Raw genomic sequence first — 24488 nt, 5'->3', positions numbered from 1 at the left:
TCCGGAGTGATCCGGAGTGATCCGGAGTGATCCGGAGTCGGTTCAGATCCGGTCGACGAGGTCCGCGATCGAGTCCACGACCTCGGATGGCCGGAACGGGTAGCGGTCGACCTCGTCCGGCTGGGTGACGCCGGACAGCACCAGGAAGGTGCGCATCCCGGCCTCCAGGCCCGCGAGGACGTCGGTGTCCATGCGGTCGCCGATCATCGCCGAGGTCTCCGAGTGGGCGCCGAGCGCGTTCAGGCCGGCCCGCATCATCAGCGGGTTGGGCTTGCCGACGAAGTACGGCTTCTTGCCGGTCGCGGCGGTGATCAGCGCGGCGACCGAGCCGGTGGCGGGCAGGTCGCCCTCCACGGACGGGCCGACGTTGTCGGGGTTGGTGGCGATGAACCGGGCGCCGCCGTTGATCAGCCGCACGGCCTTGGTCAGCGCCTCGAAGGAGTAGGTGCGGGTCTCGCCGAGGATGACGAAGTCGGGCTCGTGGTCGGTGAGGATGTACCCGATGTCGTGCAGGGCGGTGGTCAGCCCGGCCTCGCCGATGACGTAGGCGCTGCCGCCGGGCCGCTGGTCGTCCAGGAACTGGGCGGTGGCCAGCGCCGAGGTCCAGATGTTCTCCACCGGCACGTCGAGTCCCATCCGGCGCAGCCGTGCGTGCAGGTCACGGGCGGTGTAGATGGAGTTGTTGGTGAGCACCAGGAACGGCCGTCCGGACTCCCGCAGCTTCTTGAGGAAGGCGTCCGCTCCGGGGATCGGAACCCCCTCGTGGATGAGGACCCCGTCCATGTCGGTGAGCCACGACTCGATGGGCTTGCGCTCTGCCATGTGGTGCGTCTCCAGGCGTGCGGGTGCGTTTGGGGCGCCGGAACCACGGCGTACCGACGCCCCAGCCTAGACACACACCGGATCACCCGGGAATGCCCCGTTCAACTGCCGGTGGGCGGCCGGCCGCCGCCTTCCTGGTCTCCGGGTCTGCACGGCCGTACGAGCCTGGCCCTGGAGCTCCCCCGACGGCCGACCGCGGTCACCGCCGTCGGCGTGCCAGCAGGAAGGCGCTTGCCCCTACGGCGAGCAGGGCGACGGAGGCCGTGAACAGCCCGTGGGCCAGGCCGAGGCCGGTGCGGGCCAGTTCGCGGGCGCGTTCCCCGGCCTCCCAGGGGCCCTCGGCACCCCAGGCGCCGCGGTTTTCCCAGGCCTCCCGGCGGCGGTCCCAGGCCTCCCGGCCGTCACGGCCGTCCCGGCCGTCCCGGTGGCCGTCCCGCATGCCGCCGGCCTCGTCGGTGAAGGGCGGGGCGCTGTCGCCCGGGGTGACTCCGGGGCTGGCCCCCGGGCTGGTGTCGGGACTGGCACTGCTGGTCCCCGCGGCCGTCTGCGCGGGCGTCTCCGGGCCGACCTGCGAGGAGCCGCTGGACGGCACGGCGGGGGCCACGCTCGCGGGCGGCAGCGGCGGTGCCTCGCCGCCGATGCCGAAGCGGTAGTCGTTCGACTCGCCCACCCACGCGCCGTCCGACCCCTGGCGCTGCACGGCGGCCGCGCTGGCCGTGACCCCGTTGCGTACGGCGTCGGAGGTGATCGCCAGTCTCACCTTGACCGAGACGGTCGCACCGGGCGCCACGGTGAGCCCCGGGAAGTCGGTCCCGTCGAAGACGCCGACCAGCTCGGACTCGTCGGTCTCCGTCAGCGGGACCGGGCGGGTGCGCGGGCCGTCGTAGAACTCCAGCTCGGTCTGGGACGGCTTGAGGGCCTTCTTGTCGTCGACGAGCACGACGACCGGGTGGACGTCGGCGCAGGTGTGGCTGGTGTTGTTGGTGAGGTCGAGGTACCAGGTGCCGAAGCCGCCCCCGGGCTCGTAGGACGAGGGGCCGTCGTGGAGGCGGGTGGTGAGGGGGAACCCCTGCTGGCCCGCGGCCGCGCAGGAGGCCTCGGCGACGGCGGGGGCGGCCGTCGCCTGCGGCGCGGGGACGAGTACGGCGGCTGCGGCGGCCAGGCAGAGGGACAGGGGGGTGCTCAGTCGCATGCGCATGAACAGGTGAGCCTGCCGGGCGCGGACCGCCACCACCGTCTGCCACTCCGCACAAGCCGCCCCACTCCGCCCGAACGGCCGCGCCGACGGACCCGGCCGGTACCCCGCGGCCGGTGGCGGGCCGACCGCGCAGTTCCCCGCGCCCCCAGGTCAGCTGCACCCACGATGCCCACAACGCCCCGCCGGTTCGACTGAGCGCCGCTCCCCCCACCCGCCGGTTCGGCTGACCGCCGCCCTCCCCCAACCCCGCCGGTTCGGCTGATCGCCGCCCTCCCCCACCCCACCGCAACAGCGACCCGCCACGACGGCGGATCCCGGCGGTGCCGAACGGTCGGTCGCCACCTGCGGGCCGGTGGGGGCCGACCGCGCAGTTCCCCGCGCCCCCAGGTCGGCTGCACCCACGATGCTCACAACGCCCCGCCGGTTCGGCTGACCGCCGCTCCCCCCACCCCACCGGGTCGGCTGACCGCCGCTCCCCCACCCCGCCGGTTCGGCTGCTCGCCGCCCTCCCCCACCCCGCCGCAACGGCGACCCGCCACGTCGGCGGATCCGGGCGGTGCCGAACGGTCGGTGACCACCCGCGGGCCGGTGGGGGCCGACCGCGCAGTTCCCCGCGCCCCCAGGTCGGCTGCACCCACGGTGCCCACAACGCCCCGCCGGTTCGGCTGACCACCGCTCCCCCCACCCCGCCGGTTCGGCTGATCGCCGCCCTCCCCCACCCCACCGCAACGGCGACCCGCCACGACGGCGGATCCGGGCGGTGCCGAACGGTCGGTGACCACCTGCGCGCCGGTGGGGGCCGACCGCGCAGTTCCCCGCGCCCCTGGGGCGGCTGCACCCACGGTGCTCACAACGCCCCGCCCACTCGGCTGGTCGCGCCTCTTCGGTGGCTGCCGCGGCGCGGTCAGCCGTCCGCGCGGCCGAAGAGGGGGGCGAGGAGCAGTTGGGCCGCGCCCTCCGCGACGCCGCGGCCGCCGCCGGGAGCGAGACGGACGGGGACGGCGGTTCGCAGGCTGCCCTCCCGCCGGGTGTGGGCGTCGAGGACGGCGGCGACCCCGCGTACGAAGGGCTCCGGCGCGGCGGCGATCGTCCGGCCGCCGAGCAGCACGAGGTCGATGTCGAGCAGGCCGGCCAGGTTCGCGGCGCCGACGCCGAGGACCCGCGCGGCCTCGGCCGTGTCGCCGCGGGCCACCGCCGCCAGGCACAGCGCCTCGATGCAGCCGCGGTTGCCGCAGTGGCAGGGCGGCCCGTCGAGCTGGACGACCTGGTGCCCGAACTCCCCCGCCCCGGTGCGCGCCCCCCGGTGCACGGTGTCGCCGATCACCAGGCCGGCGCCCAGCCCCGTGCCGAGGAGCAGGCAGGCGAAGGAGCCGGCCTCGCCGCCGACGGCGAGTCCGAGGGCCGCCGCGTTGCTGTCCTTGTCGACGACGACCGGCACCCCGAGCCGCTCGGCGAGCGCGTCCCGCAGCGGGAAGCCGTCCCACTCGGGGAACCCGGTGACCCGGTGCAACACCCCGTGGCTGTGGTCGAGCGGCCCCGGCGCCCCGACCCCGACCCCGAGCAGGGTGTCGCCACCGCGCTCCACCAGCTCACCGGCCAGCTCCACGACCGCGCCGAGGACGGCCTCCGCCCCGGCGCCCATGTCCACCCCCGCCTGCCGCTCCGCGACCACCGTGCCGTCGAGGTCGACGAGCACCGCCCGCAGTTCGTCCCGGTCGAGCTGGATCCCCACCGCGTGCCCGGCGTCCGGCACCAGCCGGAGCACGGTGGCCGGCTTGCCGCCCGTGGACGCGCGCCGCCCGGCCTCCGCCGCGAGCCCGTCCTCCCGCAGCCGGGCGGTGATCTTGCTGACCGCCTGCGGGGTGAGCCCGGTCCGCTCGGCCAGTTCGAGCCGGCTGATGCCGTCCTCCCCCGCCGTGCGCAGCAGGTCCAGCACCAGCGCGCTGTTGTGGCTGCGCATGGCCGGCAGATTCGCCCCGACCGCCCCCGGCCGCCCGCTCCTCGTCCTGTTCACGCCACTCATTCTCCCTCCCACTTGCACTTTGGCAACAGCGTTGCGAAAGTAGGACGCATGACAGCAGCTGCCCCTCCCCTCCGCGTCGGCCTCATCGGCTACGGCCTCGCCGGATCCGTCTTCCACGCCCCCCTGATCGCCGCCGCCGAGGGCCTCGCACTGGACACGGTGGTCACCTCGAACCCCGAGCGGCAGGCGCAGGCAAAGGCCGAGTTCCCCGACGTCCGGACGGTCGCCACCCCTGACGAACTGTTCGACCGCGCCACCGAACTCGACCTCGTCGTCATCGCGTCCCCGAACAGGACGCACGTCCCGCTGGCGACGACCGCCCTCAAGGCGGGCCTGCCGGTCGTGGTCGACAAGCCGGTCGCCGGCACCGCCGCCGAGGCGCGCGAGCTCGCCGCCCTCGCCGAGGACCGCGGTCTGCTGCTCTCGGTCTTCCAGAACCGCCGCTGGGACAACGACTTCCTGACCCTGCGCAGCCTCCTCGACGAAGGTGCGCTGGGCGACCCCTGGCGCTTCGAGTCCCGCTTCGAACGCTGGCGTCCGCAGCCCAAGGGCGGCTGGCGCGAGTCCGGCGACCCGGCAGAGATCGGAGGTCTCCTCTACGACCTCGGCAGCCACATCGTCGACCAGGCCCTGGTCCTCTTCGGCCCCGCCACCGAGGTGTACGCCGAGTCGGTGATCCGCCGGGCCGGCGCCGAGACGGACGACGACACCTTCATCGCCGTCACGCACGCGAACGGCGTCCGCTCCCACCTCTACGCCTCGGCGACGACCGCCCAGCTCGGCCCGCGCTTCCGGGTGCTGGGCTCGAAGGCGGGCTACGTCAAGTACGGCCTGGACCCGCAGGAGGACGCCCTGCGCAAGGGCGAGCGCCCCGGCACCGCGGCCGCCTGGGGCCGGGAACCGGAGTCGCTGTACGGCCGTATCGGCGCTGGCGAGTCCCCGGTCACCGGCGGCGGCCGTGGCGTCCCGACCCTCCCCGGTGACTACCCCGCCTACTACGCGGCCGTCGCCAAGGCCCTGCGGGGCGAGGGCTCGAACCCGGTGACGGCGCTGGAGGCGGCCGCCGCCCTGGACGTACTGGAAGCAGCCCGCCGTTCGGCACGCGACAAGGTGACGGTGACCCTCTGATGCACCACCCGCAGCTCACCCCGAAGACCACTCCCGAACTCACCCCGCCCGTGGAGGAGTTGGAGAAGCAGGAACGCCGCCTGGTGTTCCGGCAGTTCACGTACGACGACGCGTGGGCGCTCGGCTCCCTGCTGGTGGAGATGGCCCGGGAGCGACAGGCCCCCGTCGCCGTCGACATCCACCGCGCGGGCCAGCAGCTCTTCCACGCGGCCCTGCCCGGCTCCACGCCCGACAACGACGCCTGGATCACCCGCAAGCGCCGCGTGGTCGAACGCTACGGCTCGGCCTCCTACCTGGTCGGCGCCCGCTTCCGCGCCAAGGGCACGACCTTCGAGGAGTCCTCCCGCCTGGACCCCGACGAGTACGCGGCCCACGGCGGCTCCTTCCCGATCACCGTGGAGAACGTGGGCGTCATCGGCTCGGTGACGGTCTCGGGCCTGCCCCAACTGGAGGACCACCGCTTCGTGGTGGAGGCCCTGGAGAGTTTCCTGAAGCTGTAGCAGGCCTCACCGGGGCGCCCCCTCAGGGGCGCGGGGAACTGCGCGGCCAGCCACATCCGGCCCGCGGACGACCGGCGAGCGCGGTTCCCCGGCTCTCCCGGCGGAGCGCTACGCGTCCTTGAACTCCTGCCGCTGACGACCGAGCCCCGCGATCTCCAGCTCCACCACGTCCCCGGCCCGCAGGAACGGCTTCGGCTCCGGCGCTCCCAGCGCGACCCCCGCCGGAGTGCCGGTGTTGATGACGTCCCCGGGGTACAGCACCATGAACTGGCTCACGTACCGCACGACCTCCGCCACCGGGAAGATCTGCTCGGCGGTGGTCCCGTCCTGCTTGAGCTCGCCGTTGACCCAGAGCTTCAGCGACAGGTCCTGCGGGTCGGCGACCTCGTCGGCCGTCACCAGCCACGGCCCGAGCGGGTTGAACGTCTCACAGTTCTTCCCCTTGTCCCAGGTCCCGCCCCGCTCGATCTGGAACTCCCGCTCGGACACGTCGTGCGCGACCGCGTACCCGGCGACGTACGCCAGCGGGTCCTCGTCGTCGGCCACGTAACGCGCCGTACGCCCGATGACCACCGCCAGCTCCACCTCCCAGTCGGTCTTCACCGAGCCGCGGGGCACCAGCACGGTGTCGTTCGGCCCCACGACCGTGTCCGCGGCCTTGAAGAAGACGACCGGCTCGGCCGGCGGCTGGGCCCCCGTCTCGCGGGCGTGGTCGTGGTAGTTGAGCCCGATGCACACGACCTTCCCGATCCGCCCCAGCGGCGGCCCGATCCGCAGCCCGGCCGCGTCGAGCGCCGGCAGTTCCCCGGCCTCGGCGGCGGCCCGGACCCGCCCGAGCGCCGCAGCGTCGGCGAGCAGCGCCCCGTCGATGTCGTCGACGATTCCCGTCAGGTCCCGCAGGACACCCCCGGCGTCGAGCAGCGCGGGCCGCTCCGCCCCCGCCGTACCGACTCGCAGCAGCTTCATGGTCGTCACCATCTCCCTTGACAGCAGTCGCCCTGCCGATGGGTGCAGCCATCGGAGGACTGGTCGATCCTCCAAGATGAGTGTGCAGCGGGCAAGAGTGTGTTCACGTACTGGACCGTAGGCATCACGGCCCTCACCTGTACAGCACCGCGCGCTCCACCGCGCTCCACGTCGTACTGGTCACGACGTACAGCGCCGCGGCGAGCGGCACCACGGCCACGGTGACCAGCGTGGCGTACGACAGGTACGGCATGGCCTTGGAGACCGCGCCGACCCCGGGCACCTGCTGGTCCGCCTCGCCCACCACGGCCGTCGCCCCCGCCGCCGCCTTCCTGGCGCGCCGGAAGTTGGCGGTGGCGACGGCGGCGACCACGGCGAACAGCGCCAGGTAGACCAGCCCGGCGCTCCCGAACCCCCCGCCGCCCGCACCGCCGAGGACATCGCTCCACCGCCCGCCGAGCGGGGCGCCCAGCAATTCGTGCGCGAGCAGGCCGTTGCCGTGACCGCCGATCGAGGGGTTGGAGAAGAGGTGGTAGAGCAGGAAGAACGCGGGCAGTTGCAGCAGTCCGGGCAGGCAGCCGGAGAGCGGGGACACCTTCTCCGCCGCGTGCAGTTCCAGCACGGCCTTCTGGAACGCCTCCTGGTTCCTGCCGTGCCGCTTGCGCAGTTCGGCGACCCTGGGCTGGAGCGCGGCCCGGGCGCGCTGCCCGCGGGCGGCCGCGCGGGAGAGGGGATGTACGAGCAGTCGTACGAGCGCGGTGAACAGGACGATCGCGGCGGCGGCCGCGGAGGCGTGGAACAGCGGCTGGAGCAGGTCGGCGAGGTGCTCGACCAGGCCGGCGAAAGCCGACAGGGAACCAGACAGGAAAGCGGACATGGGTGGGAGCCCTCCGAGGGGTCTCGTCGTGCCGTGGATGAAGACGCGGGACGGCATGACGACGCGCGCGAGAGACCGCCCGGGAGCCGGCGGCCGGGAGCCGGCGGCCGGGAGCCTCAGGCCCGGAGGCCGGGGGCCAGGGCCGGGAGCCTCAGGCCCGGAGGCCGGGGGCCAGGGCCGGGAGCCTCAGGCCCGGAGGCCGGGGGCCAGGGCCGGAGGCCGCGGGCCAAGGGGCCGGGAGCCGGGAGCCGGGTGGGTTACGCGGGGGTCGCCGGGAGGGCGTGTCCGGGTGCTCGCGGGCGACTGCGGCCCTTCGCGTCCGGGTCGCGCTGCGGCAGGAAGGCGGTACGCCGGGCCCGGTCGCGGATCGCCGTGCGGACCCGGGTGGGCGGCACGGCGGGCGCGGAGCGTGCGGCACGCAGCGCACAGACGGCGAGGGCCGAGCCGACGGCGGCGGTCGCGGCGAGCGCGACGGTGGTGAAGAGGCTGCCGGAGTCGAGCAGCAGGAGGTCGAGCAGGAGGAGCAGCAGGAGCGCGGCGGGCCGGGACGGCAGCACCCAGCGGCTGTTCGCGTTCACGCGCATTCCGAGCACCCCCCTCTCCGTCTCACCACCGTTTATACAGGATCTGTTTCCAGCGGCTCCAGGAGCCTCTTGGGCCTGAGGAGCGCCCTGCTGACCGGATCGGCCGGGTCGGGGTCGAGTCCCGGGCCCGGTGCGACGACGACGTCCGCGACGGGGACGACGGTTCCGCAGGCGGGGCATTCGCCGGACGGGCCGAGTTCGGTCCCGCAGTCCGCGTGCTGGAAGTAGCGCAGCCGGCGGTCCATGAGGTGCTCGCGCCCCCAGACGGCGAGGGTGCGCAGGACGGGCCAGAGCTCCTTGCCGCGCTCGGTGATGACGTACTCGTCCCGGGGCGGCGACTCCTGGTACCGGCGCCTCTCCAGGATCCCCTCCTCGGTGAGCGTCTTCAGGCGGGCCGACAGGACGGCGCGCGGGATGCCGAGGTGGACGAGGAAGTCGTTGTACCGCCGGACGCCGTAGAGCGCGTCGCGGATGACGAGCAGCGTCCAGCGCTCGCCGACGACCTCCAGTGCGCGGGCGATCGAGCACTCCTGCGTCGCGTAGTCCTTGCCCAGTGCCATGCGGTCCACCTTAGCCACTTTCCACCGTGGGTTCAATGAACGAACCTACGGTGCTACGGTACCCCCATGACTAGGTTCAATGAAAGAACCATGAAGCACGCGGGCCCCTCACCCGCACCCGTCCCGGATCCGGCCCCCGTCCCGAGCGGCCGCCCCACCCTGGCTCTCACCAGCGCGGCGACCGCCGTGGCCCTGATGACGTACACCGCCCCGGTGGTCACCCTCCCGAACACGGTCGCCGCCCTGCACACCCCGCTCTCCGCGCAGGCCTGGCTGCTGAACGGCACCCCGCTCGGCCTCGCCGCCCTCCTCCTGGTCGCGGGCAGCCTGGCCGACGACTACGGCCGCCGCCGGATCTTCGTCGCCGGCACCCTCGCCCTCGGCCTGACCACCGCCCTCGGCGGCCTGACGACCTCCACCTGGGCGTTCACCCTGGCCCGGGTCGCGCAGGGTGCGGCGAGCGCGGCGATCCTGGCGAGCAGCCTGGGCCTGCTGGTGGCCGCGTTCCCGAGCCCGCGCGGCCGGCTGCACGCGACGGGCGTGTGGGGCGCGTTCGTGAGCGGCGGCATCGCGCTGGGCCCGCTGGTCGCCGGCGCGATGCCCGACTGGCGGGTGGCGTACGCCGTACTGGGCGCCGCCGCCCTTCTGGTGGCCGCGTTGTCCTTCCGCACCCTGACGGAGTCCCGCTCACCGCGCGGCGGCCGCCCGGACGTCGCCGGGGCCCTGGCCTTCGGCCTCGCGCTGGTCTCCCTGGTGGCGGCCCTCACCCTCGGCCGGGACGGGTGGCTGCGCACACCGGTGGCCCTGCTGCTGGCGGCGACCGTCGTCCTGCTGGGCGCCTTCGCCCTGATCGAGCGCCGCTTCGCCGCCACCCCGATGATCGACCTCGCCCTCTTCCGCGCCCCCCGCTTCCTGGTCTCCTCGCTCAGCGGCCTGGTCACGGGCCTGACGGTGATCGGCCTGTTCAGCTACCTCCCGGCGCTGCTCCAGCAGACGCTGGGGATGTCCGCGATGGACACGGCATGGCTGTTCCTGCTCTGGTCCGGCCTGTCCTTCACGGTGGCCCTGCAGGCCAAGCGCCTGGCGGGCCGGGTCTCACCCCGCCGGCAACTGGCGGCCGGTTTCGTCCTGCACGCGGCGGGCGCGCTGGCCATGCTGGGCGCCCTGGACGCGGGCTCCTGGCCCCGCCTGCTGCCGGGCCTGATCCTGGGCGGCGCCGGCAGCGGCCTCCTCAACGCCGCGCTCCCCCTCCAGGCGGTGGAGTCGGTCCCCGCCGCCCGAGCGGCGATGGGCTCGGGCGCCCAGCAGACGTTCCGCTACATCGGCTCCTGTGCGGGCGTGGCCCTGACCATCGCCCTCGCGACGTCGTCCGGCGGCGGCCTGGCCCACGGGGCGGACGTGGCGATGGCGGTCTCGGCGGGGGTGGCGGTGCTGGGAGCGGCCGGGGTGGTGGGGCTGCGGGAGCGGGCGTGAGCCGGTGCGGCAGGCCGGCCCGGCGCCGGGACCACCGGTCCGGCCCGGAGGGACCCCACCCCGGCGGGGGCTACCCGGCGGCGACGACCTGACCGGCCGTGACCTGGGGCGGATGGGGCAGCAGCGACGCGAGCTGGTCCCGTACGAAGGCCGCGGCCCTCCTGACCGACTCCTCGGCGCCGGCCTGGTCGTCGTAGACGCTGGTGGAGAGCATCACCCCGTCCCCGGCGTCGACCCAGTAGTAGGCCACGAAACCGGGGACCTGCCGGAGGAGGGGAACGAACCCCTCGTTCACCCGGCGTCCCGCCTCGGCAGGATCCGTCACCCCTTCGTACCGCCGAACCACCGCGTACATAGCCGATCTCCTCACGGATCTCCCGAAGTCACCTCTCTCGCATCGACATATCCCCCGGCGCGCGTCTCCCCTCGCGGCACGTCCGGAAGCCCCCCGGACAGCCGCACGAATCACCGGATCCGCGCTCCCCGCGTCACGCCCGCGGCCGCGTGGACACCAGCCTCCCCCACACCACCATCCGGTACCGGGAGGTGAACTCCGGGGTGCAGGTGGTGAGCGTGATGTAGTACCCCGGCTCCTTGTACCCGTACGACGGCTTCACGACCGACCGCGGTACGGGCCGTACGACCCCCGTGTCGCGCGCCGACGTCTGCGGCAGGACCTGGTCCACGACGTACGTGTAGGTCGCCGACGCCGTCTCCACCTCGACGGGGTCCCCGAGCCGGAGCCGCGGCAGGTACCGGAACGGCTCGCCGTGCGTGTTCCGGTGCCCGGCGAGCGCGAAGTTCCCGGCCTGGCCCGGCTGCTGGGTGCCGGGGTAGTGGCCGACGTACCCGTGGTTGAGCACCTTCGGCTTGCTGACGCCCTCGGCGACCGGCACGCGCAGCCCGAGCCGCGGGATGACGAGGACGGCGTAGGCCTGGGAGGCGACGACCCGGGTGGTGTACGACGACCGCGCCCCGCCGGACCCGGCGGCCCCACCGGACGTGGCGGACCCGGCGGCCGCACCGGAACCGCCCGTCCCCTCCGCACCCCCCGATCCCCCGGAGCCGTCCACCGCCCCTCCCCCGGAACCCCACTCCCGCTCCAGGGCCTCGACCTTCCGCTCGGCCCCCTGCTTCGCCTCCCGGTTGGTCCACCACAGCTGGTGCACGACCAGGAGCATCAGCACCACGCCCACCGTGACGAGCAGTTCGCCCCCGGTCCACAGCACCCGCCGACGCCGGGCCCGCCACCGCCGCTCACCGTGCCCCACGACCCGCACCGCGCACCTCCCGCCGGCCCCGCCGATCCCCGGCCGGTCACACTGCCGCCGGCCGGTTGCACCGACTCCCGGCCCGTTGGCCCGGCCCCGGCCGGTCCCGCACGATAGGGCGCCCGCCGCCAACTCACCAGAGCCGCACGGCCACTCGTCACCGCACCTCCCCACGACCTCTTCCTCCACCGGTTTTAGAAACCACTGTCAGAAACCGCTGTCACACCCCTCGACAACCTCACGCACCACACCTGATGCTTCCTGTTGGCATGCGGGGGGACGAGTCAACGCCGGTCCGGGAACCGGTGTTTGAGCCGCACGGAGAGGTTGAGAAACAGCCATGATCCGACGCAGAACACTCCTGGCCGCCGCGGGCGGCGGCCTCCTGGGCAGCGCCCTGGCCACCGGCACGGCCCGCGCCGACGCCACCATCGCCGTCAGCCCGTCCACCTCCTGGGGCACCTGGGAGGGCTGGGGCACCTCCCTGGCCTGGTGGGGCAACGTCTTCGGCACCCGCGACGACTTCGCCGACATCTTCTTCACCACCAAGTCGACGACGTACAACAGCACGTCGCTGCCCGGCCTCGGCCTGAACATCGCCCGCTACAACCTGGGCGCGTCCAGCTGGAACAGCGTGAACGGCGAATCGATGGTCGCCTCCGCCAACATCCCCTCCTTCAAACAGATCGAGGGCTACTGGCAGGACTGGAACAACGAGGACCCCACCTCCTCGGCCTGGGACTGGACGGCGGACGCCACCCAGCGCGCCATGCTCGTCAAAGCCGTCAACCGGGGCGCGACGGCCGAACTCTTCGCCAACTCCCCCATGTGGTGGATGTGTCTCAACCACAACCCGTCCGGCGCCTCCGACGGCGGCAACAACCTCCAGTCCTGGAACTACCGCCAGCACGCCTCCCACCTCGCCTCCGTGGTCCTGCACGCCAAGAACAACTGGGGCGTGAACTTCGCGACGGTGGAGGCCTTCAACGAACCGTCCTCCTCCTGGTGGACGGCGACCGGCACCCAGGAGGGCTGCCACATCGACTCGACCGTCCAGGCGGCCGTACTCCCCTACCTGCGCAGCGAGTTGAACAGCCGGGGCCTGACGACGACCAAGATCTCGGCATCGGACGAGACGAGCTACGACCTGGCCCGCACCACCTGGAACTCCTTCTCCTCCACCACGAAGGGGTACGTGGACCGCGTCAACGTCCACGGCTACCAGGGCTCGGGCGGCCGCCGAGACCTCCTCTACACCGACGTCGTCACGACGGCCGGCAAGGCCCTCTGGAACTCCGAGACCGGCGACAACGACGGCAGCGGCTACACCATGGCCTTCAACCTGCTCTACGACTTCCGCTGGCTGCACCCCACCGCCTGGGTCTACTGGCAGGTCATGGACCCCTCCACGAACTGGGCGATGATCGCGTACGACGCGAACACCCTGGCCGCCGGCGCGGTCACCACCAAGTACTACGTGATGGCCCAGTTCAGCCGCCACATCCGCCCCGGCATGAAGATCCTCGACACGGGCGTGAGCAACGCCGTGGCCGCCTACGACTCCTCGGCCAGACGCCTGGTGATCGTGGCCCTCAACACCGCCTCCTCCGCCCAGACCCTCACCTTCAACCTCTCCGGCTTCACGACGGTGACGGGCGGCACGAACGGCCTGGTCCCCCGCTGGAACACGGTGACGACGGGCGGCGACGCGTACAGGTCGTACTCGGACACCTACCTGTCCGGAAAGACGGTGGCGGTGTCGGTGGCGGCGAAGGCGGTCCAGACCCTCCAGATCGACGGCGTGACGATCTGACCCGCCCGGTCCGGCCCGGCGGCGGGGGCACGCAGCTCACCGCGCCCTCGCCGTCGCGGCCGTACGACTACCCGACCCGCACCCGCATCACCACCCGCACCTCGTCCCCCGCCTCCACCCCGTGCGCCTTCCGCACCGCGCTCTTCAACGGCAGCAGATACCCCCCGTCCTTGGGAAACAGGGACGTCTCGAACACCACCCCGCCCACCCCACCCAAGGTCACTTCAACAGGCACGACTCCCCACCCGTACGAGGCCATGCCCGCCACGGCCCGCACCTCCTCGCACTCCTCCTCAGGCACCGGCACGAAGTAGTACGGAGCGGGCCCCCGCCACTCCACCACGGACCCACCGAACTCGAACCGCACGGACGACTCCCCTCACTACCGGCTGCGTCGACTGCACCGACTGCTCCCCATCCCTATCTCTTCTTTGTCACCGCCGGGCAGTACCGTGTCGTTCATGCGCCCCGACACGCCTGCCGAGAACGTCGACCACACCGCCGAAGCGGCACGCCTGGAGCGGACCGCCGGCCGCTACCCCGAGGACGCCGAAGCCCTCCTCCTCCAAGCCGCGGCCCACCTGGAACTGGCGGACGACCGCCCCGCCGCCACCGCGCTCTACGACCGCCTCCTCGCCACCCCGGACACCCTGGAGAACGCGCCCCTGGTCCGGGCCCTCAAGGCGTCGAACCTGTGGGAGTACGACCACGAGGCGGAGGCCAGGGCGATCATCGACGGCATCCGCGCCGCGGCCCCCCGCGACCCGGCCCCCTGGGTCATCGTCGCCGAATCCCTCGAATCCCACGACGAGCTGGAAGCGGCCCACGACACGTTCACGCAGGCGGCCACCCTGCTCCTCACGGACGTAGCCGAACCCCCCTACGCCACGCGCCCCGTCCTCTTCGGCCGCCACCGCGTCCGCCGCATGCTCGGCCTCCCCCACGACGACTGGGACGCCCGCGCCGACACCCTCCACTCGTCCCCCATCTCCCTGGACGAACTCCACGACCCCAAGCGCGTCTGGTCCCTGGGCTCCGACAACCCCCAGGAGCTGGAGGCCGAGATCTCCCGCCTCCGAGCCGAACTCGGCACCTACCGCGAGGCCCTCTCCCGCCCCTTCCCGGTGGCGGTCCTCCACTGGCCCGCGGAAGAACTGACGGAGCTCCTGTCGGCGTACCCCGACCTGACCACGGAGTACCCGTCCCACCCCGAGCACCTCGCGACCATAGAGACCTCCCTACGCGAACTCTCCACCTCCGGCACCGGCAACCTCGGCATCGTCACCGGCACGGTCCCCTCCTACGAGGCCTTCGCGGCGTCGGAGGGCTCGTCCCCGTCCGACACCGCCCTCCTCCCGCAGTACGCGACGACCCTGGCGGCCCGGGGGCGAGCGGTGGCGTGGCCGCCGCAGCGGACGTCGGAGTGCTGGTGCGGGGTGGGAACGGTCTATGTCGAGTGTCACGGCGGCGCGAACGCCTGAAGCATCGGCACGGCCCCCGCTCTCACCCATCCGGAGGGGCACGGGATCCTGCCCTGCAAGTGAGCGGTGGACGGCCCGAAGATCTGTCGATGGCCCTGCCCACCGCTCAGGGGGTCAGTATTTACGGAGTTGCACGGCCAGGGCAGCCAGTGTCCGAGAGGCCTCGGTAAGGCTGGATACGGCGGCTTCCAGCGCCGAGGCAAGGCCGGGAACGGCGCTGAGCTCGCGGACGGCGGAGATGACGGGTGTACTCCGATAGCCGATGGAACCTTCACCGTGGAGACGCTCGCAATCTCGAAGGAGTCCCTAACCCGGCGATACAACGCTGCTCTCGCAGTACGCGGCGACGCCGACTGCGGGGCCGGCGATGGCTTGGCCGCCGCAGCGTACCCCGGCCTGCTGGTGCGGGCTGGAGCTGTACGCAGCGTGACATGGGAGTCCCAACCTCTTCGCTGACGATGCCCGGGACAACTGCCACCTTCACGGGTTTCGTTCGCGTGATCGGCCGGGTCACCGTCGCAGAGCCCACAACGGTGAAACGGCGACGTTGTGGCCGCAGCCGATCCGGGCTTGCGTCTGCCATCAGGCGGGCGAATCTACGGACTGTGGGGTGAGCACCCCGGCACGGTCGGCGTGCCACCACTCGGTGGGGCAGGCCCTCAGGGCGCGGTGGAGACGCCGATCGGCGGCCGGTCGCTGGCCAACGACCGCTTGACCGCTCTTCGAGATGCTCAGATCTCTCACGATCGCGCGGTGCAGCCTGCGAATATCTGACCAGCCCTCCGCGCAGATCGCCCTCTACCCCTAATCCGCTGTCAGAGGTTCAGAGATCAGACCGTGCCATCAAAATCTTCTTGCCTGCTAGGCAAGATCACGATTTCGGCACAGGTGGTTATTTCGTGCAGAGAGCATGGATATTCTGCGTCCAGTCCCAGGTCCTTCGCGTTGAGGTATGTGTTCGGACTGAGAAGGCTTGCCTATCGCGTCAGGAGCCCCGTGAGTAGCGTTGGTTGGGCTGGGCGGTTGGCAGGGTCATCCGGCGTGGCCGGCATGCCGGGGGCATAGGGGCTTGTGCCCGGAACCGTAGATGGGCACGCGGCGTGGGTGGGGGGAGCTGGAAAAGTCAGATGAAATCTGAGTACAAACAGTGGCACGAGGTGCTCTCTTCGGAGTTCTTCGGGGCGGACAATGCGCTTCGAAGTACCGTCCTGTACGTCGACTTCGAAGTCGAACGGGAACTGGCCGACCGTGTAGGCATGGGCCTCGCCGAGGCGGTCGCCGGTGAACTCAACTGGAGCGATCCGGACCGACCGCTGTTCAGCCGCATTCAGCGCGAGTGCGAGGTATGGGAGCAGCAAGGGAGCGCGGTCCCGCCGCCAAGCCTGCCGGTGCTGGCCCTGTCCGTGCTGGCCGCTACTCGGATGGCGTCCTCTGACGGCATGCTGAAGACCAATTTCTACGGACGGTGGATCCAGCTCTTCGGCGAGCAGCTCTCCAGCTCCCGGGCAAACAAGCTCGAGCACGCCTTCCAGGACGTCGCAGTGATGTGGGAGGAACTCGACACCTGGCTCGAGCAGACAGGCGGCCTTTACGGCACCAGCACGGTCAGCACTGACGAGTTCTACTGGAAGATCGGCTTCCCCATCTCGCAGGCGCTGGTGCGGGGTTCAGACCGGCAGGTCCTCACCCGGTTCTTTGCGGCCACCCGCTTGCGGCCGCACAACCCCGACGAGGTCTCTGGACGCGAGCTGCTACGGCGCCTGCGGGTATGGACGGCAGGCCGGGACCGGCGCCTGTCGCCTCGGCTCATGGAGGAACTATCCAGTGCCCCGGATACGGGCGAAACCCTGATCGCCAGCCTGGTCAAGCGGCTCGCCGATGACTGGGACGGCACCCTCCACGAGCCGGAGCGCGAGCACCGACGCCGCGCCGTCGGCCTGAGGCTCGTAGTCGCGGACCGAGGCAGGCGGCTGGAATGGCTCGCCGATGCCTGCGTCGGCATCGACGAGACCAGCGTCGCTGTGCCGGGCGGCCGTACGTTCACGCTGTACAAGGCGTACGGGGAGGTCTACGAGGGACTGGAGTCGCTGCATCCCTCTTGGCAGCAACTGGAACACGGCCTGCACCTTGAGGGCGACGACCTGGTCCTTGAGTGGGCTCCGCAAGAGGTGGTACTTCTGCGGCTGCACCCGCATCTGGGTGAGTGGGTGAGCACTGAGTACTTCGAGCCCGGCGAGCAGCACTGGATCCTGGCCGCTGACTCGGCCCTCCGCGCCGTGCGCTCCATGGTCGATGCCCTCGGCGGCCGCACCGTCCGGGAAGCGTCGGCGCCGGTGCCCGGGTGGAAGCTATTCAAGGGCGTGCGCGCTGTCAACGGGGTGGCCTTCGCCCGCACACTCGACCGAGGCGGAGACCACGCACACGTCCTCGAGCCTCAGATCCGGCACCGCGCTGCGCTGTCCGGCGGTCTGCGCATCGCACCCGAGTACCGGGCGGGTGCCGGAGTAGCGGGCCATTTCCTCCGCGGCGGTGCTCCCGACCTCCTGTTGCCGGCCAGCGACTCTCCCGACGGCCGGGTAGAAGTTGTCCTCGACGGCCGCACCGAGAAGCTGCGCGCCGACCCGCGAGTGCCTTTTCCGCTGTGCATGATCCCCCTCGAAGAAGGGGATCACCGTGTGGGTACGGCACCCAGCAGCCAGGTCTTTACGCTGCACGACGGGCTGCACGAGGGACTGCCGCCCGGCACCGGGACGCTCGGATACCTCTGCGACGGTACCGCCCGGCCCGAGCTGAGCGATGCAGCAGGCTCCGAGACCCGAATCCGCGGTGCGGAGGCGCCGCGCACTATCCGCCTCCCGCGGACTGAACTGCTGCGCTCAAGCGTCCTGGAAGCCGTGCTGCTCGATCCCCACGGCGGAGTGCGCCCGGCCAAGCAGCAGTCGGTCCCCGACTGGATGGCCTCCCGGTTGCCCGCACATGCGCTCGGCCCCTGCCTTGAAGTTGAGGTACCCGCTGGGTATGTCTGGCTGGTCTACCGGACAGCGGCCCGCTGGTCGGTCAGGGCGCTGGCAACAGCAGAAGACACACCCTCGCCCGCTCCGGCGCCTGACGACTACGCCTGGGCGTACGCCGTCCTCAGCGCCGCCCAGCGCCTGCACAACCCTGTCTGGCTCGACTACGTAGCGGCAGCGGAAACGATCAGCGGAAGACGGGGAGCCTGATGGCCGATACAGGAGGCCTGCTGCTGCGCTGGCTGAGCGAGCAGGGCGCCGGCACTCTGTCCGACGTCAAGCAGGGGATGTGGTGGCTGGCAGCCAAGCACTGCCAGGACATCGAACCGGGAGCCCCGGGCCGCTGGCTGCGCGATGCCGTCTCCCTGGCCTACATGGACATCGACTGGCCCAACCGGCGATGGTGCGCGGCCCCTCCAGTCCTGACCCGACTGCCGCAGGCGCGGGGACTGGCAGTACTCACCGGGAGCCGGACGGCCGCGTTCGAAGCGCGCGTAGCGCAGGCGGGACAGGACGGCTTGCTGGAGCTGTTCCGAGTACCCAGCGGCCGCCCGCTCAGGGACATCCCCTTGCCCCCGTCCCTCATCGTCCAGTACGACGACGAAGCAGGGCTCGCAAGCTGGGCGGCCGAACTCGGCGTCTCCTACACACCCTGCTTCGCGCTACAAGGAGCTGCGCTGCTGCCGCCTTTGAGCCCTGGAGCACCGACCTCTGCACCGGAGTTCGGCAAACCGCTGGAACAGTACGACCTTGAACGCGGCGAATACCGGCCTGTCCCGCGGCCTCGGGACGAGGGCCTGTACCGGCTCAAGCGGCGCGATAGCAAACGCGTATGCCAGATCCTGCGCGACGGCCAGTGGTATGAAACGAGCCACGAGCAGGGTGTCTATCTGGCACTGGAGACCCGGAGCCGGCCAGCGGACGTGCTGCGCTGGCTGCCCGAGAAGGACTGCAGGCGTGAGCGGTTCGGGACCCTCTTCGTCGACTGGGGCTACCCCCTGCCAGACCTGCACCGGCGCGTCGCCGTGATGTGCTGCGGCCTTGCGCCCCGCATTAATGCCCAAGCCGAGAACCTCGCCTACGACAACGTGCCCTACGCCATAGCCATCAAGATCGCGCAATCGCTCGGCCAGCATCTGGGGGAGAACAACGATGAGTGACACCGCTTCGCAACAGCCTGGGCATGCTGGCCGGGACGTGGACATTCTCGGTACGTTCGAGCACTTGAAGGATGCGCTCTTCCGCTACTACAACACGCCGTTCGGGCTCGCTGACGAGCACCTCCAACGCGAGCGCCAGGACCTGTTTGATGTGAACGGCGGAGCCTGGCAACGCCCCCTGTTGGAGGTCCGCCCGAGCTACGTCCAGATGGATGCGGGCATCGCCGCATCCGTGGAGGCAGCAGGAGCCCACCCTGACCTCACGGAACTGGTGCAGCTCGGACTGATGCGGGGCGTCCCCTCGCTCTACGAGCACCAGCACCGGGCCCTGGCCGCCGCTGTGCGGGACGGGCGCGACGTCGTCGTAACGGCCGGCACAGGGTCGGGCAAGACGGAGTCGTTCATGCTGCCCATCCTGGCCGACCTCGTCCGCGAGTCCGCCGCCTGGCCGGCCGCCTCCCTGCCGACGAACCGCTGGTGGACCTCTCCCTACGGCGACTACCAGCCGCAGCGGGCAAGCGAGTCCGGCCGGCACGCAGCGGTACGCGCTCTGGTCCTCTACCCCATGAACGCGCTCGTCGACGACCAGATGATGCGCCTGCGCAGAGCGTTGGACAGCGACGACGCCAGGGCGTGGCTCGCCCGATCGCGGCCCGGCCACCGCTTCTACTTCGGCCGCTACACCGGTGCAACCCCTGTCCCCGGCAAGATCGGCTCGCCGACTGGCGTCAAAACGCTGCGCAAGGAGTTCACCGCCACAGAGGAACGCTCCAGTCAGGCGCAGAAAGCCCCCGGCGACGGCCGTTACTTCATCCCCCGCCTGGACGGCGCCGAGATGCGCAGCCGCTGGGACATGATCCAGGCTCCACCCGACATCATGATCACGAACTACAGCATGCTCAACGTCATGCTGATGCGCTCACGTGAGTCGCAGATTTTCGACAAGACACGCCGCTGGCTAGAGGATGTGCCAGAGGCCCGCTTCACCCTGGTCGTCGACGAGCTCCACATGTACCGCGGCACCGCAGGCACAGAGATCGCCTACCTCCTGCGCAACCTGCGTCACCGCCTCGGCCTGGACCACAGACCGGACAAGTTCCGCGTCCTGGCCGCGTCCGCTTCCCTCGAAGCCCCGCGCGATCTGGACTTCCTGCAGGAGTTCTTCGGCGTCGACCGCAACCGGTTCGAGGTCCTCGGCGGCCAGCTCGTGCTGCCCCCGCACACCCGCACCGACATCTCCCAGCACGCCGACGCCTACGCCGCCCTGGACCCGGATCCCGAGGCCGCCCAAGCGGACCAGCTCCTGACCGTCACCGGCGCCGGTGACGCATTGGTCAACGCACTGCGCGACGGCGACAGGCTCATAGCCGATTTCGATTCCGCCGTCGCCGCCCGCCTCTTCCCTGCCACCGACACAACCACGCAAGAGAAAGCGCTACGTGGAGTCCTCACCGCGCTGCGCCGCTCAGCCAACCCACGGGCCCCCAAGCTGCGCGGACACCTCTTCTTCCGTAACATTCCCGGTGTCTGGGCGTGCTCAGACCCGCAGTGCCCCGACGCCTCGCGCCCGGAAGGCATGCAGAGGACCGTCGGCAAGCTGTACTCGCGTCCTACGCCGCGCTGCAGCTGCGACGCACGAGTGCTGGAACTCCTCTACTGCCAGAACTGCGGAGATACATTTCTCGGCGGCTACGCACCGGCCTCGGCCTTCCGTAACGCGGCGAAGGGGCGCCCCTTCGAAGCCGGCCTGCTCGCAGACCTGCCCGACCTCGACTCGCTACCCGACTCCGCTGCCCTGGGACCGAGCGCGGCCAATTACGTCGTCTACTGGCCGCGCAAGGAGAACCCGTCGGAGAAGCAAGAGTGGGGTGCCACCTCGGACAAGGGCGCGCTGAGCGCCGACTTCGAGTTCAAGCGCAGCCACTACGACCCGGGCACCGGCACCCTCCGCAACCAGCGCGATCATACCGGCTGGTCCTTCCACACCAGCGTGCCGCAACCTAAGAAGGGGCGGCCCCGGCTCAAGGCTGAGGACCTCCCAGCGGCACCAACCCAGTGCCCCAACTGCGGCGACGACTGGGAGCTCAGGCAGGTCGGCAGTGAGCACCTCAGCCTGAGCGACCCGCGCCGCATGCGCACACCCGTCAGGTCCATGCGCACCGGTTTCGAGAAGGTCAACCAGGTACTGACCACCGGGATCCTCTCCCTCCTGCCGAACCGGCAGGCCGTGGTCTTCTCCGACAGTCGTCAAGACGCAGCGAAGCTGTCCGCAGGCCTGGGGCTGCGCCACTACCAGGACCTCCTGCGCCTGCTGCTCGCCAAGGAAGTCGAGGGCCAGGGCGATCCGGTCGCCGACCTCGCAGCCGTATCGGGCTTCTACCGCAAGTCCCCCGACAACCCCGTGGACAAGGAGACGGGCAAGGCCGCACGCGCCCGACTGCGCGCCCGAGACCCGGAATCCTTCGACGCCTGGGAGAAGCTCCAGAAGCCCCGAGGAGGCGACCTCGACGACGACCTTGACGACGACCTCCCCGACCCGGCCGAAGAGGCCGCGCTCTATAGCCGCCTAAGTCGCGTGCCCAGCCTCGACAGCCATGGCGCCGCCGTCGCCGAACGTCTGGCCCAGCTCGGCATCAACCCCGGTGGCCCGAAGGCGTCCTTGCAACAGACCAGCTCCCAGAGAGACTCCCAGCCGCAGTCCTGGACTTCTCTGTACAAGTGGCCCGAGCCTCCCGGCGGCAAAGTACGCGACGAATCCAGCCTGGTCCTCAGCGAACGGCAAGAGAACCTGCGCCAGGACATCCGCGAAGCCCTCAGCAGCGAGCTGCTTAACGGGTTGTTCGGCAGCGCCGGACGCGACTTCGAGTCCCTGGGCCTGGGCTGGCTCACCCTTGCCTCCGACCAGGCGCCGCTCGAAGCCGAGCGAGCATCCGATGCCGCACTGGCCCGGGCCAGTTTGCGGGTCCTCGGCCACATGCGCCGTTTCGCAGGACTGCGCAGCCCGGCTGACGAACCGCCGAAGAAGCTGCGGGACTTCTGGGCCAGCACGGCCGACCACCTGGGGCAGGACCCAGAAGACCTCCGGCAGACCGTCGAGCGGATCTGGGGAGAGGCAGTCAAGAAGTACGTCATCCAGCCCGAGCACGTTGCCTTGCGCCACGGCCGAGCAGTGTCCTGGACCTGCTCCGTCTGCCGCAGACGGCACCTCCACCCCGGCGTCGGAATATGCACGAAGTGCCGACGGCCCCTTCCCACCGCGTCCGAGCCGTTCGAAAGCACAGACGCCGACTACTACGCTTGGATGGCGCACAGGAAGTCTGGCGATTTCCGCCTCAACTCCGCCGAACTCACCGGCCAGACCGACCGCCTGGACGCACAGGCCCGCCAGGCCCGCTTCCAGGGGATCTTCCTCGACGGCAAGGAGCACGAGCTTCCCGACACCCTCGACGTCCTCTCCGTCACCACCACGATGGAAGCTGGAGTCGATATCGGCCCGTTGTCCGCTGTCCTGATGGCGAACATGCCGCCGACCCGGTTCAACTACCAGCAGCGCGTCGGACGGGCAGGACGGCGAACCTCGCCGGTCGCGCTCGCGCTCACCGTGTGCCGCGGCCGCAGCCACGACGAGCACTACTTCCAAGACCCCAAGCGCATCACCAACGACCCGACCCCACCGCCGTACCTGTCCACCGACATGAAGGACATCTACCAGCGAGTCCTCGCTGCCGAGGTGCTTCGCCGGGCATTCGACGCTATACATGGCGCGGCTGGGGACGACGCAGGGCTAGACCCGACCCGCAACGTCCACGGCCAGTTCGGCCGCACCGCGGACTGGCCCACCGTCAGTGAAGCGGTCAGCCTGTGGATCAAATCGCACGACGCCGAAGTCCGCAGCCTCACTGAGGCGCTCGCCGACCGCACGCGCAGAACCTGGTCGCCGACGCAGGCAGCGGCATGGGTGGCCCAGGAACTCGTCACCTGCGTCACGCAGATCGCCGACGAGACCCACGGCCACCATGAACTCAGCCAGCGGCTGGCGGAGTCTGGCCTGCTGCCGATGTTCGGATTCCCGACCTCAGCCCGTTACCTGTACACCAAGCGCCCCTCCGACTCCTACCCGTGGCCGCCAAGCGGAGTGGTCGACCGGTCGCTAGACATCGCGGTCTCGCAGTTCGCTCCCGGCGCCGAGACGGTAAAGGACGGCCGGGTCCACACAGCGGTCGGCGCCGTCGCGTTCGAGCCGACCGGACGATTCCCTCAAGCGGTGGATGATCCACTGGGGCAGCCCATCCTCATCGGAATTTGCCGCGCCTGTGGCCACCTCGCAGAGGACGTGCAGGTGCTGCCGGAGCAGGAGGATGCCCCTCCGCAGCCCTGCCGCGCCTGCGGGACGGCCGACGGCTCCTACCGCGAGATCGAACTGCGCGAACCGGCAGGCTTCTACTCCGGCGGCAAGCCCCGTGACTTTGACGGCAACTTCGCATGGAGGGCTCGGTCACTCGCTCCTCGCACCGCCGCAGACCTTGAGCATGGCGCACCGCGGAAGATCGCTGCGCCCGGCATGGTGGTCCACGCCGGCAAGGGCCAGCGATACGCGGTCAACGACAACGGCAGCCGACTGTTCCGCTTCGCGAAAGTAAGCCCGGCTGCACGCTGGTCCGGCGCGTACCTGGAGACCGGGGCGGCTGAGCTGTTCCCCTGGCTCGCGAAGGACATCGCCATCGACGAGGAACCCCTCACTACCGCTATCGGCGCCACGCAGCACACCGACCTATTCCTGCTCGGACCCCAGGCAGGCGAGATCCCGGCGCTCGGTCTACGCCTGAACCTCACCTCCGTGCCGCAGAGCACCGGCTTCCCCGATGACCGCTCGGGGAGACGGGCGGCCTGGTACTCGCTGGCTGCCTTGCTGCGCACGGCCGCGGGCTCGCTCCTGCAGGTGCAGCCCAACGAGATCGCATCCGGTATCCACGGAGCAGGCTCCGGGAGCAGCAAGGCGCGTACCTTCGCCTTCCTCTCCGACACATTGGACAACGGCGCTGGCTACTGCACACACCTCGCCGACCGGGAGGTCTTCGAGCAGCTCATGGCGACCGTCAGCACGATGCTCGCCGACTTCGCGGACGGTGCACACGGCCGCGACTGCCGCGGCTCGTGCTACCAGTGCTTGCGCGACTACACGAACATGGCGTATCACAGCCTTCTGGACTGGCAGCTGGCGGGCGAACTCCTGGCCGTCCTCCAAGGCGCGGGCGCCACCGGCAGCCAGCGTGGTCGCCGGGCCGCGGGACTCCTGCGGAACTGGGCATCCGACTACCCGCCCGGCGATGCGCACTTTGTAGACGACCTGGGCGGCACCGGCCCCGCCGTCCTCTTCGAGGAGCGGGTCTGGGTCGCTGCCAAGGGCCCATTTGAGGCGGCAGACGCCACCCTGTCCTCCCCCCGCATCAGCACCGTGCGTGACGCCGCCGCAGCCGACAGCCGAGGTGTTCCCGACGTGGTATTCGTCGACGACTTCCTTCTAGACAAGGCCCCGACGCGGGTGTCAGCCATGCTCGCCGACTTCGACGGTGTGTAGAGGATTCACCCTTTGCGGGTCTGGGGCCGCAAGAGGCAACGGG

At 71.1% G+C, this 24488-nt stretch carries 18 protein-coding genes; 8 read left to right on the top strand and 10 right to left on the bottom strand.

Translation table 11 applies throughout. The features are described 5' to 3' along the window. Window positions 1-42 precede the first annotated feature (42 nt). The 3 genes from BLW82_RS27010 to BLW82_RS27000 form a co-directional block, all read right to left on the bottom strand. On the bottom strand, window positions 43-822 hold the full coding sequence (locus BLW82_RS27010) for an HAD-IIA family hydrolase (RefSeq protein ID WP_093502562.1): 780 nt from the start codon (window positions 820-822) through the stop codon (window positions 43-45). A 199-nt stretch (window positions 823-1021) separates the two neighbouring features. Then, window positions 1022-2020 carry a hypothetical protein gene (locus tag BLW82_RS27005; RefSeq protein WP_093508295.1) on the bottom strand — a complete coding sequence of 333 codons (999 nt, stop codon included), beginning with the start codon at window positions 2018-2020 and terminating at the stop codon, window positions 1022-1024. A gap of 904 nt (window positions 2021-2924) precedes the next feature. Further along, entirely contained in the window at window positions 2925-4043 is a 1119-nt protein-coding gene (locus tag BLW82_RS27000; protein WP_093502560.1) for an ROK family transcriptional regulator, read from the bottom strand. 48 nt (window positions 4044-4091) lie between these two features. Between BLW82_RS27000 and BLW82_RS26995 the strand changes: the two genes are divergently transcribed. Together BLW82_RS26995 and BLW82_RS26990 are read left to right on the top strand one after the other, a co-directional pair. Then, window positions 4092-5171 (top strand): Gfo/Idh/MocA family protein, encoded by a 1080-nt coding sequence (locus BLW82_RS26995; protein WP_093502558.1) that lies wholly within the window; start codon window positions 4092-4094, stop codon window positions 5169-5171. After that, complete coding sequence (locus BLW82_RS26990; protein ID WP_093502556.1) at window positions 5171-5671, top strand: heme-degrading domain-containing protein; 501 nt, start codon at window positions 5171-5173, stop codon at window positions 5669-5671. The genes BLW82_RS26995 and BLW82_RS26990 overlap by 1 nt, the downstream gene beginning before the upstream one ends. 108 nt (window positions 5672-5779) lie before the next feature. Here the strand turns inward: BLW82_RS26990 and BLW82_RS26985 are convergent, their stop codons facing one another. The 4 genes from BLW82_RS26985 to BLW82_RS26970 all read right to left on the bottom strand — a co-directional run bounded on the left by BLW82_RS26985 (window position 5780) and on the right by BLW82_RS26970 (window position 8658). Continuing rightward, window positions 5780-6637 (bottom strand): fumarylacetoacetate hydrolase family protein, encoded by an 858-nt coding sequence (locus BLW82_RS26985; protein WP_093508294.1) that lies wholly within the window; start codon window positions 6635-6637, stop codon window positions 5780-5782. 133 nt (window positions 6638-6770) lie between these two features. Then, window positions 6771-7490, bottom strand: a complete 720-nt coding sequence (gene yidC / locus BLW82_RS26980) for a membrane protein insertase YidC (protein ID WP_093508293.1) — start codon at window positions 7488-7490, stop codon at window positions 6771-6773. Window positions 7491-7771: 281 nt separating this feature from the next. Continuing rightward, window positions 7772-8098: a DUF6412 domain-containing protein gene (locus BLW82_RS26975; RefSeq protein ID WP_093502554.1), complete on the bottom strand. Its 327-nt coding sequence runs from the start codon at window positions 8096-8098 to the stop codon at window positions 7772-7774. A gap of 32 nt (window positions 8099-8130) precedes the next feature. Continuing rightward, window positions 8131-8658: a winged helix-turn-helix transcriptional regulator gene (locus BLW82_RS26970; RefSeq protein ID WP_177233079.1), complete on the bottom strand. Its 528-nt coding sequence runs from the start codon at window positions 8656-8658 to the stop codon at window positions 8131-8133. A 66-nt stretch (window positions 8659-8724) separates the two neighbouring features. Here BLW82_RS26970 and BLW82_RS26965 point away from each other — a divergent pair, with 66 nt between their 5' ends. Further along, window positions 8725-10131: an MFS transporter gene (locus BLW82_RS26965; protein ID WP_093502550.1), complete on the top strand. Its 1407-nt coding sequence runs from the start codon at window positions 8725-8727 to the stop codon at window positions 10129-10131. Window positions 10132-10201: 70 nt separating this feature from the next. On the opposite strand, the gene BLW82_RS26960 is transcribed toward BLW82_RS26965, so the two are convergent. Continuing rightward, complete coding sequence (locus BLW82_RS26960) at window positions 10202-10486, bottom strand: hypothetical protein (protein WP_093502548.1); 285 nt, start codon at window positions 10484-10486, stop codon at window positions 10202-10204. Window positions 10487-10619: 133 nt separating this feature from the next. Continuing rightward, the gene (locus tag BLW82_RS26955) at window positions 10620-11402 is read right to left on the bottom strand and encodes a class E sortase (protein ID WP_256215966.1); all 783 of its coding nucleotides are present in this window, start codon (window positions 11400-11402) and stop codon (window positions 10620-10622) included. Window positions 11403-11742: 340 nt separating this feature from the next. Between BLW82_RS26955 and BLW82_RS26950 the strand changes: the two genes are divergently transcribed. Next, a complete protein-coding gene (locus tag BLW82_RS26950) occupies window positions 11743-13215 on the top strand; it encodes a glycoside hydrolase (protein WP_093502547.1) in 1473 nt (490 codons plus the stop codon). A 67-nt stretch (window positions 13216-13282) separates the two neighbouring features. Here BLW82_RS26950 and BLW82_RS26945 read toward each other — a convergent pair whose 3' ends face one another. Further along, window positions 13283-13582 (bottom strand): DUF1905 domain-containing protein, encoded by a 300-nt coding sequence (locus BLW82_RS26945; protein WP_093502546.1) that lies wholly within the window; start codon window positions 13580-13582, stop codon window positions 13283-13285. Window positions 13583-13676: 94 nt separating this feature from the next. On the opposite strand from BLW82_RS26945, the gene BLW82_RS26940 reads away from it, so the two are divergent. The 4 genes from BLW82_RS26940 (at window position 13677) to BLW82_RS26925 (ending at window position 24445) form a co-directional block, all read left to right on the top strand. Continuing rightward, window positions 13677-14696 (top strand): hypothetical protein, encoded by a 1020-nt coding sequence (locus BLW82_RS26940; protein WP_093502545.1) that lies wholly within the window; start codon window positions 13677-13679, stop codon window positions 14694-14696. A gap of 1127 nt (window positions 14697-15823) precedes the next feature. After that, window positions 15824-17917, top strand: a complete 2094-nt coding sequence (locus tag BLW82_RS26935) for a hypothetical protein (RefSeq protein ID WP_093502543.1) — start codon at window positions 15824-15826, stop codon at window positions 17915-17917. After that, window positions 17917-18867, top strand: coding sequence for a hypothetical protein (locus tag BLW82_RS26930; protein ID WP_093502541.1), 951 nt, complete (start codon window positions 17917-17919; stop codon window positions 18865-18867). The genes BLW82_RS26935 and BLW82_RS26930 overlap by 1 nt, the downstream gene beginning before the upstream one ends. Then, window positions 18860-24445, top strand: coding sequence for a DEAD/DEAH box helicase (locus tag BLW82_RS26925; protein WP_093502539.1), 5586 nt, complete (start codon window positions 18860-18862; stop codon window positions 24443-24445). Before BLW82_RS26930 ends, BLW82_RS26925 begins: the two co-directional genes overlap by 8 nt. Window positions 24446-24488: the final 43 nt, after the last annotated feature.

It is taken from the genome of Streptomyces sp. Ag109_O5-10, assembly GCF_900105755.1.
Taxonomy (GTDB): Bacteria; Actinomycetota; Actinomycetes; order Streptomycetales; family Streptomycetaceae; genus Streptomyces.
This window is presented reverse-complemented; position numbering and strand designations above follow the sequence as displayed.

Coding starts and splice junctions, on each gene's coding strand:
- BLW82_RS27010 (WP_093502562.1), bottom strand. CDS start 822: ATGGCAGAGCGCAAGCCCATCGAGTCGTGGCTCACCGACATGGACGGG.
- BLW82_RS27005 (WP_093508295.1), bottom strand. CDS start 2,020: ATGCGCATGCGACTGAGCACCCCCCTGTCCCTCTGCCTGGCCGCCGCA.
- BLW82_RS27000 (WP_093502560.1), bottom strand. CDS start 4,043: ATGAGTGGCGTGAACAGGACGAGGAGCGGGCGGCCGGGGGCGGTCGGG.
- BLW82_RS26995 (WP_093502558.1), top strand. CDS start 4,092: ATGACAGCAGCTGCCCCTCCCCTCCGCGTCGGCCTCATCGGCTACGGC.
- BLW82_RS26990 (WP_093502556.1), top strand. CDS start 5,171: ATGCACCACCCGCAGCTCACCCCGAAGACCACTCCCGAACTCACCCCG.
- BLW82_RS26985 (WP_093508294.1), bottom strand. CDS start 6,637: ATGAAGCTGCTGCGAGTCGGTACGGCGGGGGCGGAGCGGCCCGCGCTG.
- BLW82_RS26975 (WP_093502554.1), bottom strand. CDS start 8,098: ATGCGCGTGAACGCGAACAGCCGCTGGGTGCTGCCGTCCCGGCCCGCC.
- BLW82_RS26970 (WP_177233079.1), bottom strand. CDS start 8,658: ATGGCACTGGGCAAGGACTACGCGACGCAGGAGTGCTCGATCGCCCGC.
- BLW82_RS26965 (WP_093502550.1), top strand. CDS start 8,725: ATGACTAGGTTCAATGAAAGAACCATGAAGCACGCGGGCCCCTCACCC.
- BLW82_RS26960 (WP_093502548.1), bottom strand. CDS start 10,486: ATGTACGCGGTGGTTCGGCGGTACGAAGGGGTGACGGATCCTGCCGAG.
- BLW82_RS26950 (WP_093502547.1), top strand. CDS start 11,743: ATGATCCGACGCAGAACACTCCTGGCCGCCGCGGGCGGCGGCCTCCTG.
- BLW82_RS26940 (WP_093502545.1), top strand. CDS start 13,677: ATGCGCCCCGACACGCCTGCCGAGAACGTCGACCACACCGCCGAAGCG.
- BLW82_RS26935 (WP_093502543.1), top strand. CDS start 15,824: ATGAAATCTGAGTACAAACAGTGGCACGAGGTGCTCTCTTCGGAGTTC.
- BLW82_RS26930 (WP_093502541.1), top strand. CDS start 17,917: ATGGCCGATACAGGAGGCCTGCTGCTGCGCTGGCTGAGCGAGCAGGGC.
- BLW82_RS26925 (WP_093502539.1), top strand. CDS start 18,860: ATGAGTGACACCGCTTCGCAACAGCCTGGGCATGCTGGCCGGGACGTG.